Below are 11,273 nucleotides of genomic sequence, written 5' to 3'. Positions count from 1 at the left end.
GGCCATGTCGCGCTCGACCCGCCTCGTCGCCGTGCTCGTCGGCCTCGCCGCCGGCGCGGCCCTGCTGTCCCTGCTGCGGCCGAGTCCGGTGCCGGTCAGCGTCGCCGAGGTTGCGCGCGGCCCGTTCATCGAGTCCGTCGAGGACGAGGGCCGCACCGAGCTGCGCGCTCCCTATAGCGTCGCGGCGCCGATCGACGGCTACCTGCGGCGCGTGGCGCTGGAGCCCGGGGATGCGGTCGCGGCCGGCGAGGTGCTCTTCGAGCTGGAGCCCTTGCCGGTTCCGGCCCTGGACGTGCGCTCGCGCGGTCAGCTCGACGAGGACCTGGCGGGGGCGCGTGCCCGGGTCGCGGCCACCGAGGCCCAACTCCAGGCGCGGCGCACCGAGCTCGAGCTGGCGCGCCTCGAGGAGGCGCGCAGCGAACCGCTGCATCGGCGTGCCCTGATCTCCTCCGAGGAGCGCGATCGTCGCCGCGCCGAGCGCGAGGCCGCCGAGGCGGCCTTGCAGGCCGCCGAGCATCTGGTCGAGGTCGCGCGGTTCGAGCTGGCGGCCCTGCGCTGGATCGGCGAGGCCGCCGCCGGTGCGCGGGCCCCGGCGGATGCCCCGGTCCTCGCGGTGCGCGCGCCGGCCCCCGGCGTCGTGACCCGTCGCCACCGCCAGTCCGAGGGCCCGGTCGCGGCCGGTACGGCCGTGCTCGAGCTCGGCGACCTGGGCGAGCTGGAGGTGGTGGTGGACCTGCTGTCGATGGATGCGGTCCGGGTGCGCCCGGGGATGCGGGTCGTCCTGACCCGCTGGGGCGGCGGGGCGGCGCTGGAGGGCCGAGTGCGGCGCGTCGAGCCCGCCGGCTACGAGGCCGTCTCGGCGCTCGGCGTCGAGGAGCAGCGGGTGACCGTGCGGGTCGAGGTCCTGACCCCGCGCGAGGCCTGGCGCACGCTCGGCGACGGCTACCGGGTCGAGGCCAGCTTCGTGCTCTGGGAGGGGGCCGACGTGCTCCAGGTCCCGACGGGCGCCCTGTACCGCGCCGGCGAGGGCTGGGCGGTCTTCGTCGTCGCGGGCGGACGGGTGCGCGAGCGCGTCGTGACCGTGGGCCGGCAGGCCGGCCTCGCCGCCGAGATCCAGGCCGGGCTTCAGGCAGGCGAACGGGTCGTCGTCCATCCGGGCGATCGGCTGCGCGATGGGCTGCGGGTCGTCGTCGAAGGGGGCGTGCCGCGATGAGTGCGCTTTGGCAACTCGGCTGGGAGGGCTGGGTCAGCGTCGGCCTCGTGCTCCTGTGCTTCGGGCTCTTCGCCTTCAGCCGGGCGGCGCCGGACGTCGTCACCTCGGGGGTCCTGACGCTGTTGATCGTGCTCGGCATCCTGACCCCGACCGAGGCCCTCGCGGGCTTCTCGAATCCCGGCATGCTGACGGTCGGGGTCCTCTACGTCGTGGTCACCGGGCTCACCGAGACGGGGGCCGTCGGTTGGATCGGTCCGCGGTTGCTCGGGCGTCCGCGCGGACCGGGCGACGCGCGGCTGCGCCTGATGCTGCCGGCGGCGGGCCTCAGCGCCTTCCTCAACAACACGCCGCTCGTCGCGATCTTCATCCCGGCCGTCCAGGACTGGGCCAAGCGCCACCGCCTGGAGCTCTCGCGGCTGCTGATCCCGCTCTCGTTCGCGAGCATCGCCGGCGGCACCTGCACCCTGATCGGCACCAGCACGAACCTGGTCGTCAACGGCCTCTATACGGACCACCTCGGTGGGGAGGGCGGGTTCGGTCTGTTCGAGCCGATCTGGATCGGCCTGCCGGTGACGGTGGCGGTGATCGTCTTCCTGCTGAGCGCCGGGCACTGGCTGCTGCCGCGCCGGGTGCCGGCCGCGGCGCGCTACGAGGACGTGCGCCAGTATACCGCCGAGATGCTGGTGGAGGCCGGCAGCCCGCTGGTCGGCAAGAGCATCGAGGACGCCGGGCTGCGCCAGCTGCCGGGGCTCTTCCTGATCGAGGTCGAGCGCGGTGCGCAGATCCTGCCGGCGGTCTCCTCCCAGGAGATCCTCCAGGCCGGCGACCGGCTGGTCTTCGCCGGGATCCTCGATTCGGTCATGGACCTGCAGCGCACCCGCGGCCTGATCCCGGCGACCAACCAGGTCTTCAAGCTCGACGTGCCGCGACCGGGGCGCTGCTTCGTCGAGGCGGTCCTCTCGGACAAATCGCCGCTGATCGGCCGCAGCGTGCGCGCCGGGCGCTTTCGCAACCGCTACGATGCCGTGATCATCGCGCTCGCGCGCAACGGCGAGCGGGTCGCGCGCAAGATCGGCGACATCGTCCTCGTCCCGGGGGACACCCTGCTGCTGGAGACCCGTCCGGACTTCGTCGAGCAGCAGCGCAACGCGCGCGACTTCCTGCTGGTGAGCCAGATCGGCGATTCGCACCCACTCCAGCACGAGCGCGCACCGCTCGCGATCGCCATCGTCGGCGCGATGGTCGCGGTCGTCGCGCTCGGCTGGCTGAGCATGCTGGAGGCGGCGCTGCTGGCCGCCGGCGCGATGATCCTGACCCGCTGCACCACCAGTCGCACCGCTCGGCGCTCGCCCGATTGGCAGGTGCTGGTCGTCATCGCGACCTCGTTCGGCATCGGCGCGGCGCTCGAGAAGACCGGCGCGGCCAGTGTCCTTGCCGGCGGCCTGATCGACCTGGCGGGCGGCGACCCGAAGGTCACGCTGGCCCTGATCTTCGTCGCGACCGCGCTGCTGACCGCGGCGGCGACCAACAATGTCGCGGCGGTCTTGGTCTTTCCGATCGCCGTCGACGCGGCGCAGACGATCGGGTGCGCGATCGAGCCCTTCGTGGTGACCCTGATGATCGCCGCCTCGGCGAGCTTCGCCACGCCGATCGGCTACCAGACCAACCTGATGGTCTTCAATGTCGGCGGCTACCGTTTCGGCGACTTCGTGCGCATCGGCGTGCCCCTGACCCTGGTCGTCGGCCTGGTGACGGTCCTCGTCGTGCCGCGGGTCTGGCCGTTCTGGCCCGGCTGATAGCCGTCGACGCCCGTACTCGGGGGTTCAGATCAGCCCGATTCGCCCGCGAGGGCGGGGCTCTGCCGGTCGAGGTAGTGGATCGAGAAGACCACGTCTCGTGTGAAGATGATCTCGTGCCCCTTGTCGTCGGCGAGCTTCTCCTCATCCAGATCGACCTGTTCCTCGCCGCAGTAGTTGCCGATGAAGTACCGGGCGACGGTCTCGCGCTCGCCATGCGAGAGGTAGGGGAAGGACTGATTGAAATAGAAGAGCCCGTCCGCGGAAAAATGGAACTCGCTCTTGACCTTGTGGCCCGACCATTGCTGGCGGTAGGCGGCGATTGCGTCGGTCAGGTCGTTGGGCCTCGGGACGCGATGCTGCGGCGTGCCGAATCGCTTGATCAGGGCGCCGAGCGAGCAGCCGAAGGGGAGGTCGGGGTGGCAGCGGATCTCGTGGCGGGTCGGATGCGGCGTGCGTTGCGCCGCCAGGGTCTGGATGTCCGAATAGGCGCCGAGGTCGCCGTATGTCCTCTTGAGGTGCTGGGTGTAGCTGTAGTGGGCTTGACTTCGAGACGAGCCCGACAGCCAACGAGTGAAGAATCTTTTCACGCCTTGCGACGATGAGTGCGCCATAAGAAAGCCAGATGTCAAGTTAAGGAATCACCAACGCATCGGCCGTCGTGAGCCGATGCGACCGGTATCCATTCCTCCAGAGCAGGGGGCCGCCGGCGGGTATATCGTGCCGCTGCGGATCGACGTGCAAGCCGGGCCGGTGTCGGAACGACTTGCCCTCTGCTGCGGGTTCCGCGCCGACGCCGTCGATGGTAGGGTCTCATTCGACCTCGCGATTCGGCGCCGGAGCGTTTGCCGCCTGTTCTTGTAAGGGCGTTCGGAGGGAGTTCGCGGTGCCATCGCGGCCAAGGCTCCACGGGAACGCGGTTGAGCGATGAGAGCGGGACAGGTGTGCCCGGATTCGGCTGCGAACGGTCGGTGCGACGGGATGGCGCCTCGAAGAAACGCCGGGGCGGCGGTGCTTCGAGGTCCTCGGGGAGGGATCTCTGGCCCATCGATGAGACCGATAATCATCAGCACGACGGCGTCGATTATACGCTGACTCGCGTGTTGGCCAACGGAATTCCACGCGGCGGGCAGGGTCTCGGATCGCGGCACTGTGATCGAGTTGGCAGGACTCGGCGAGTTCCCGGAACCGGGGTCGCTGCGAGCGATGCGTTCAGCCTAACGAGGATGCAGGTGCGGCGGCACCCCGAACGATGAAACGAGCTGTTGCACGGTAGAGGTCTGTCGATGGCCTCCCGCACGGGGGAAGCGATGGATCGCTCGAGGGCACCTTGAACCGAGAAGGGGCAGTTGGACGGTGCCCGAAGTGTGCCGCGCGCGACGTGCATCGGGCGCCGGAGCGGTCTTCACCGCGCGGGTGAGCAGGACTCATGCAAAGCCTCTTCGCGATTTCAACGACTAGATTCCATGATGAAGCGGTCAGCTGCCGTTGCTAGGTTGAGAGCCTCAAGGTGCCCTCGGGAGGCGGCCGGGGCGGCGATCACCCGGGAGGGTGATCCCGGCTCTTGGGAAGAGTCTCCGCGATTGCCGCGATTCGAGGCGATCGCGAAGTGCTCGAGGGCGATTTCTAGGAGTAGTATTCGAGTTTTCGCTCTGGCGCGGCTGACCTACTTTGGTAAGGGGCGCGCCGCCCTCCAGGGCACACCCTGACCCCCGTCCGGCCGTGCTCTCTTGGTTCCACGCTGTCTCTGATGGAAGGATTGCGCCAGGTCTGGCTCGCGCTAGGGCTCCGTGGGTCGGCGGTCCGTCCATGATGATCCGGTGTCTGCTGGTGTTGTGCCTGTCGTCGATGCTGCTCGCCTGCGACCGGCCCCAGCCGTTGCCGGCCCTATCCGGCGACGCGGTGATCCTGGCCTTCGGCGACAGCCTGACGCGAGGGACGGGCGCCAGGCGCGGTGGCGGCTATCCGGAGGTGCTCGCGGAGCTGAGCGGGCGGGCCGTGGTCAATGCCGGGGTGCCCGGCGAGGAGAGCGATGCGGCGCTGGCGCGGCTGCCGGCGGTGCTCGATGCGGTGGCGCCGGATCTGGTGATCCTCGGGCATGGCGGCAACGACCTGCTGCGCCGCCGTGACCCGACTCGCACGCAGGCCAACCTGCGCGAGATGATTCGACTCGCGCGCGACGGGGGCGTCGCCGTGGTCCTGCTCGGCGTCCCGCGGCCTGGCATCTTTCTCTCCGTCCATCCGCTGTATCGGGAACTGGCCGACGAGCTCGATGTGCCGCTCGAGGGAGGTGCGCTGGCCGATATCCTGGCCGATCCGGCGCTCAAGGCCGATCAGGTCCATCCGAACGCGGCAGGCTATCGCCGTCTCGCCGAGGTCCTGCACCGGCTCCTCGTCGACCATGGGGCCTTGTAGGGAGGCCCGCACGACGCGTGGGGGCCCGATCGACGAGATCGGCGCCAATCCGAATCAGTGTCCAAGAACGCAAGATGAGCCTTTGATTGCCCATGAGCGGGTCTTCCGAAACGACGACGGGTCCATCCGCGCGGGTGGATGGCCAGGCGAAGCCGCCTGATAGTCTGGCTGGGCAGCCGCTCAGGGCGGATGAGCACGGCCGAGACGGGCGTCCTCGGCGGGTGCGCCTGCCGGCGGTCCCGCGCCTGCGTCGCCGACCGCCCGGGACGCCGGCCGGGATCGAGTACCATGAGCTGACCCACGAGCCCGGGGCGGCCGCGGCCCGCGTGGTCTGCACCGACTATTGCCCGGAGCGCATCGAGGTCCAGGAGGTCGCCGACATCGCGGCCTTCGTCGCCGTGCATCGGCCCCCCTGGTCGCGGGTGCGCTGGATCCATGTCGAGGGACTCCAGGATCGGGGCGTCATCCGCGCGCTGGCCGAGAAGTACCAGCTGCACCCGCTGGCGATCGAGGACATGCTCGATGGCGCCCATCGGCCCAAGCTCGACGACTTCCCTGGCGTCGATGAGTTGCCGGGGCGGTTGTTCGTCGTCGCCGGCCGGGTGCGGCCGCGGGAGGGCACCCTGCACGCCGAGCAGCTGAACCTCTTCCTCGGGCGCAACACGCTGTTGAGCTTCGAGCAGGTCGCGAACCCGGCGATCGACGGGGTGCGCCACCGCCTCCAGGCGCCGCGCTCGCGGCTGCGCGGCAACGACGCGAGTTTTCTCCTCTACGCCCTGCTCGATGCCATCGTCGACCGGCTGTTTCCGGTCCTCGACGAGGTCTCCGGGCGGCTGGAGGTCGTCGAGGAGGAGGTCCTCACGCGCCCCGACCCCCAGGGCCTGCCGGCGATCCACCGGATCAAGCGCGACCTGGTCGCGATCCGGCGGGTCGCCTGGCCGATGCGCGAACTCGTCGGGGAGCTCCAGCGCGAGCGCCACGAGTGCCTCTCCGAGACCACCCAGACCTATTTCCGCGACCTCTACGACCAGTGCGTCCAGGCCATCGACCTGATCGAGACCTACCGCGAGATCGCCTCGGCGGTGGCCGAGACACAGGTCTCGGTGATCTCGAACCGGACCAACGAGATCATGAAGGTGCTGACCGTGATCGGGACCATCTTCATCCCGCTGACCTTCCTCGCCGGCGTCTACGGCATGAATATGCCGATCCCGGAGAACGGCTGGCGCTACTCCTATCCGATCTTCTGGGGGGGCTGCCTCGGTATCGCCGGGTTGATGTTGTGGCGCTTCCGGCGTGGGGGCTGGTTGTAGGCCAGCGGGCAGCCGTCAGGGGACGGGTACGCCGTCGAGGATCAGGTCGGCGATCGCCTGGTGGTCGGTCCGGCCGAGGCCATTGCCGTCGCCGAGGCGGTGCGCGACGCAGGGGGCGAGGACGGCCTGGACGTCTTCCGGGAGGACGAAGTCGCGCGCGTCGAGCAGCGCCCAGGCCCGGGCGCTGCGCAGCAGGCCGAGGCCGGCGCGCGGCGACAAGCCGTGCGCGAAGTGACCGCTGCGGCGCGTGAACTGGAGGATCTCGTGGCAGTAGTCGATGATCGGCGCGGCCGCGTGGACGCGCTCGACCGCCTCCTGCAGGGCCAGCAGGTCGGCGACCGCGAGGAGCGGCGCCTGGCGGGCGACGAGCGCCCGGCGGTCCTCGCCGGCGAGGAGCTCCTTCTCCTGGGCCGGCGGCGGATAACCGAGGGCGATGCGCATCAGGAAGCGGTCGAGCTGCGACTCGGGCAGCGGAAAGGTGCCGACCTGATAGGCCGGGTTCTGGGTGGCGATGACGAAGAAGGGTTGCGGCAGCGGTCGGGTCTCGCCCTCGACCGTGACCTGGCGCTCCTCCATCGCCTCGAGCAGGGCGCTCTGGGCCTTCGGCGTCGCCCGGTTGATCTCGTCGGCCAGGACGACCTGGGCGAAGACCGGCCCGGGATGGAAACGGAAGCGCTCCTCGCCGCGGTCGTAGATCGAGACGCCGACGATGTCGGCCGGCAGCATGTCGCTCGTGAACTGGATCCGCGCGTCGCGCAGCCCGAGGAGTCGCGCGAGCAGGCGCGCGAGCGTCGTCTTGCCGACCCCGGGCACGTCCTCGATCAACAGGTGGCCTCGGGCGAGCAGGCAGGCGAGGGCCAGGCGCAGCTCGCGGGTCTTGCCGAGGATGATGCCCCCGGCGGCATCGAGGACGCCGGCCAGTTGCGTGGCCTGATCGTCGCGCAGGCGACTGGATCGTTGGGCCGCGCCGGTCATGGATTCCGCCCCCGTGGTATCCCAAGTCGGCCCGCGGGCGGTGCGTTTGCGCTAAAATCGCGGGTTCTCGATCGCATTCGGGTCACTCCATGCAGGCAGAAGGGCACTATGACGTCATCGTCGTCGGTGGCGGTCACGCGGGCACCGAGGCGGCGCTGGCGGCGGCGCGCTGTGGCGCGCGCACGCTGCTTCTGACCCACAACATCGAGACGCTCGGCCAGATGAGCTGCAATCCGGCCATCGGCGGCATCGGCAAGGGTCATCTGGTCAAGGAGATCGACGCCCTCGGCGGCCTGATGGCGCGGGCCGCCGATCGTGCCGGCATTCAGTTCCGGGTCCTCAACGCGCGCAAGGGGCCGGCCGTGCGGGCGACCCGCGCCCAGGCCGATCGGGTCCTGTACCGTGCCGCCGTGCGCACGACGCTCGAGCGCCAGGAGGGCCTGGACCTCTTCCAGCAGGCGGTCGACGATCTCCTGATCGAGGGCGGGCGCGTCACGGGCGTCATGACCCAGATGGGGCTCCTGTTCCGTGGCAGTACCCTGGTGCTGACCGTCGGGACCTTCCTCGGCGGGCGCATCCACATCGGCCTGGCCAATTATGAAGGCGGGCGCTTCGGCGATCCACCCGCCAACGCGCTGGCCCGCCGGCTGCGCGAGGGGCCGTTCCGCGTCGAGCGGCTGAAGACCGGGACCCCGCCGCGCATCGACGGGCGCACGATCGACTACGCGCGCCTGGAGGCGCAGCCGGGCGATGAGCCGGTGCCCGTCTTCTCGTTTCTCGGGCGGCCCGAGGATCACCCGCGGCAGGTCTGCTGCCACATCGCCCACACCAATGCCCGCACCCACGAGATCATCCAGGGCGGCCTGTCCCGTTCGCCGCTCTTCACCGGCGTCATCGGCGGGGTCGGGCCGCGCTACTGCCCGTCGATCGAGGACAAGGTGGTGCGCTTCGCCGACAAGGGCTCGCACCAGATCTTCGTCGAGCCCGAGGGGCTTCAGACGACCGAGGTCTACCCGAACGGGATCTCGACGAGCCTGCCGTTCGACGTCCAGTACCAGCTCGTGCGGTCGATCGCGGGCTTCGAGGCAGCCCATATCACCCGGCCCGGCTATGCGATCGAGTACGACTTCTTCGACCCGCGCGACCTCGCGGCCTCGCTGGAGACCCGCTTCGTCGCCGGGCTCTTCTTCGCCGGGCAGATCAACGGCACCACCGGTTACGAGGAGGCGGCCGCCCAGGGGCTCCTCGCCGGCCTCAACGCGGCGCGTCAGGCCCGGGGGCTAGAGCCTTGGTGGCCGCGGCGCGACGAGGCCTATCTCGGCGTCCTCGTCGATGACCTGATCACGCGCGGCACCAACGAGCCCTACCGGATGTTCACGAGCCGTGCCGAGTATCGCCTGTTGCTGCGCGAGGACAATGCCGATCTGCGCCTGACCGAGATCGGCCGGCGCCTCGGGCTCGTCGGCGAGGGCCAGTGGCGGGCCTTCGAGACCAAGCGCGAGGCGATCGCGCGCGAGCGCGAGCGGTTGCGCGACGTCTGGGTGCGCCCCGGTATGCTGCCGCCCGCGGCCGAGCAGGCCGTCCTCGGCGATGCGCTGCGCCGCGAGACCCGCGCCCTCGACCTGCTCGCCCGCCCTCAGGTGGGCTACGCCGAGCTCGTCGCGCTGCCGGGTCTCGGTCCGCCCGTGGCCGACCCGAGCGTCGCCGAGCAGGTCGCGATCCAGTGCAAGTACGCCGGCTACATCGAGCGCCAACGCGATGAGATCGAGCGCCAGCGCGCCCAGGAGGAGCAGGTCTTGCCCGAGGGGCTCGACTACGCAGAGGTCCGCGGTCTCTCCACCGAGGTGCGCGAGAAGCTCGTGCGGTTGCGCCCGGCGACGCTCGGGCAGGCCTCGCGGATCCCAGGCATGACGCCGGCCGCGGTCTCGCTGCTCCTGATCCATCTGAAGCGGCGCGCCGGCTGATGGATGGCGAGACCGCCCGCCTGCGCGCGCGCCTCGATGCCGGCCTGGAGTCGATGGGTCTCGACGTCGACGAGGCCCAGCGTCGGGCATCGATCGACTATCTCCAGCTCCTCGCGCGCTGGAATCGGGCCTTCAACCTGACCGCGGTGCGCGATCCGCTGGAGATGGTCGCGCGCCACCTGCTCGACAGCCTGGCGGTCGCGCCTTTCCTCGATGGGGAGTCGGTCCTCGATCTCGGTACCGGGGCCGGCCTGCCCGGCATCCCGCTCGCGATCCTTCAGCCGCAGCGGCGCTTCACGCTCTTGGACAGCAACGGCAAGAAGGTCCGCTTCGTGCGCCAGGCGGTCCTCGCGCTCGGGCTGGCCAACGTGACGCCCGTCCAGGCCCGGGCCGGTGCATACCGGGCACCGGAAAAATTCGCTACCATTGTCGCGCGCGCGGTCGGCTCACTCGCCGAGCTGCGCGCCGCGGCGGCCGATCTGGCGCGGCGCCCGGGGTGCCTGTTGGCCCTGAAGGGGCGTGAGCCGCTCGCCGAGCTGGCCGATCCGGCCTTGGCGAACGACGAGCCGATCGTCCATCGCCTGGCGGTGCCCTTCCTCGAGGGCGATCGGCACCTGATCGAGATCCGCTTTCGTTGATGGGCGCCGACGCGCGCAAGATGCCGCCTCGCGCGCCCCGTGCCGTGGCGCGAGCGACGGCCAATGGCGGTGCCGCCGCTGCGAGCCCGGGCGCCCCGTCGGCCTCGGTCCGCGGCCGTCGGTGACCGGCGTCTCACAAGGGTGCAGTCCATGGTCCGAATCATCGCCATCGCCAACCAGAAGGGTGGCGTCGGCAAGACCACCACCGCGGTGAATCTCGCCGCGTCGCTGGCGTCGATGCGCCAGCGCGTGCTGCTCGTCGACATGGACCCGCAGGGCAATGCGACCATGGGCTGCGGCGTCGACAAATACGGGTTGGCCCACTCGACCTGCGACCTGTTGCTTGGCGATGTGCCGGCCGAGTACTGCCGCTGCCGCGTCGCCGAGCCGGAGCCGGGCTTCGACCTGCTCCCGGCCAATGGCGACATGACCGCCGCCGAGGTCGGCCTCCTCGACTCGCCGCACCGCGAGCGGCGCTTGAGCCATGTCCTCGGCGCCGTGCGCGACGACTACGACCTGATCCTCGTCGACTGTCCGCCCTCGCTCAACATGCTGACGGTCAATGCCCTGGTCGCCGCGCACGGCGTGCTGATCCCGATCCAGTGCGAGTACTATGCGCTCGAGGGGCTCTCGGCGCTGCTCGGCACCATCGAGCAGGTACGCGAGAGTCGCAACCCGGGGCTGCGCATCGAGGGGATCCTGCGCACGATGCACGACCCGCGCAACAACCTGGCGAACGAGGTCTCGACCCAACTCATCAGTCACTTCGCCGAGCAGGTGTACCGCACCATCATCCCGCGCAACGTGCGCCTCGCCGAGGCGCCGAGTCACGGCCTGCCGGTGTTGCTCTACGACAAGAGCTCGCGCGGTGCCATCGCCTACCTGGCGCTCGCCGGCGAAGTCCTGCGCCGCCCGGCGGCGGCCTGAGCGCCGTGGGGCTCGCCCGCGCCGCGAAGAAT

Annotated in this window: 9 protein-coding genes; 7 read left to right on the top strand and 2 right to left on the bottom strand. The window is 70.5% G+C overall.

Annotated elements, in window-relative coordinates; translation table 11 throughout:
• The first annotated feature begins 4 nt into the window (after positions 1–4).
• Positions 5–1,213 (top strand): efflux RND transporter periplasmic adaptor subunit, encoded by a 1,209-nt coding sequence (locus CKO41_RS01940; RefSeq protein WP_200381080.1) that lies wholly within the window; start codon positions 5–7, stop codon positions 1,211–1,213.
• Entirely contained in the window at positions 1,210–3,009 is a 1,800-nt protein-coding gene (locus tag CKO41_RS01935) for an SLC13 family permease (protein ID WP_200381079.1), read from the top strand. The genes CKO41_RS01940 and CKO41_RS01935 overlap by 4 nt, the downstream gene beginning before the upstream one ends.
• A gap of 32 nt (positions 3,010–3,041) precedes the next feature.
• Here the strand turns inward: CKO41_RS01935 and CKO41_RS01930 are convergent, their stop codons facing one another.
• Positions 3,042–3,599, bottom strand: a complete 558-nt coding sequence (locus CKO41_RS01930; protein WP_200252138.1) for a hypothetical protein — start codon at positions 3,597–3,599, stop codon at positions 3,042–3,044.
• A gap of 1,219 nt (positions 3,600–4,818) precedes the next feature.
• Here CKO41_RS01930 and CKO41_RS01925 point away from each other — a divergent pair.
• Both CKO41_RS01925 and corA read left to right on the top strand, forming a co-directional pair.
• On the top strand, positions 4,819–5,424 hold the full coding sequence (locus tag CKO41_RS01925) for a GDSL-type esterase/lipase family protein (RefSeq protein ID WP_200252136.1): 606 nt from the start codon (positions 4,819–4,821) through the stop codon (positions 5,422–5,424).
• Positions 5,425–5,645: 221 nt separating this feature from the next.
• Positions 5,646–6,737 carry a magnesium/cobalt transporter CorA gene (gene corA / locus CKO41_RS01920; protein WP_338113755.1) on the top strand — a complete coding sequence of 364 codons (1,092 nt, stop codon included), beginning with the start codon at positions 5,646–5,648 and terminating at the stop codon, positions 6,735–6,737.
• Between the two features lie 15 nt (positions 6,738–6,752).
• Here corA and CKO41_RS01915 read toward each other — a convergent pair whose 3' ends face one another.
• The gene (locus tag CKO41_RS01915; RefSeq protein ID WP_242463873.1) at positions 6,753–7,712 is read right to left on the bottom strand and encodes an AAA family ATPase; all 960 of its coding nucleotides are present in this window, start codon (positions 7,710–7,712) and stop codon (positions 6,753–6,755) included.
• An 89-nt stretch (positions 7,713–7,801) separates the two neighbouring features.
• Between CKO41_RS01915 and mnmG the strand changes: the two genes are divergently transcribed.
• The 3 genes from mnmG (at position 7,802) to CKO41_RS01900 (ending at position 11,241) form a co-directional block, all read left to right on the top strand.
• Complete coding sequence (gene mnmG / locus CKO41_RS01910; protein WP_200381078.1) at positions 7,802–9,676, top strand: tRNA uridine-5-carboxymethylaminomethyl(34) synthesis enzyme MnmG; 1,875 nt, start codon at positions 7,802–7,804, stop codon at positions 9,674–9,676.
• A complete protein-coding gene (gene rsmG / locus CKO41_RS01905; protein WP_200252128.1) occupies positions 9,676–10,314 on the top strand; it encodes a 16S rRNA (guanine(527)-N(7))-methyltransferase RsmG in 639 nt (212 codons plus the stop codon). Before mnmG ends, rsmG begins: the two co-directional genes overlap by 1 nt.
• 150 nt (positions 10,315–10,464) lie before the next feature.
• Positions 10,465–11,241 (top strand): ParA family protein, encoded by a 777-nt coding sequence (locus tag CKO41_RS01900; RefSeq protein ID WP_200252125.1) that lies wholly within the window; start codon positions 10,465–10,467, stop codon positions 11,239–11,241.
• The last annotated feature ends 32 nt before the right edge of the window (positions 11,242–11,273 follow it).

The sequence above is a fragment of the Thiococcus pfennigii genome, assembly GCF_016583835.1.
Lineage (GTDB): Bacteria > Pseudomonadota > Gammaproteobacteria > Chromatiales > Chromatiaceae > Thiococcus > Thiococcus pfennigii.
Note: the sequence above shows the minus strand (reverse complement) of the source record. Positions and strands in the feature narration are given on the sequence as shown.

Excerpts from the sequence above, each read along its gene's own strand:
- CKO41_RS01925 (WP_200252136.1), top strand. The coding sequence starts at position 4,819 with ATGATGATCCGGTGTCTGCTGGTGTTGTGCCTGTCGTCGATGCTGCTC.
- mnmG (WP_200381078.1), top strand. The coding sequence starts at position 7,802 with ATGCAGGCAGAAGGGCACTATGACGTCATCGTCGTCGGTGGCGGTCAC.
- rsmG (WP_200252128.1), top strand. The coding sequence starts at position 9,676 with ATGGATGGCGAGACCGCCCGCCTGCGCGCGCGCCTCGATGCCGGCCTG.
- CKO41_RS01935 (WP_200381079.1), top strand. The coding sequence starts at position 1,210 with ATGAGTGCGCTTTGGCAACTCGGCTGGGAGGGCTGGGTCAGCGTCGGC.
- CKO41_RS01940 (WP_200381080.1), top strand. The coding sequence starts at position 5 with ATGTCGCGCTCGACCCGCCTCGTCGCCGTGCTCGTCGGCCTCGCCGCC.
- CKO41_RS01900 (WP_200252125.1), top strand. The coding sequence starts at position 10,465 with ATGGTCCGAATCATCGCCATCGCCAACCAGAAGGGTGGCGTCGGCAAG.
- CKO41_RS01915 (WP_242463873.1), bottom strand. The coding sequence starts at position 7,712 with ATGACCGGCGCGGCCCAACGATCCAGTCGCCTGCGCGACGATCAGGCC.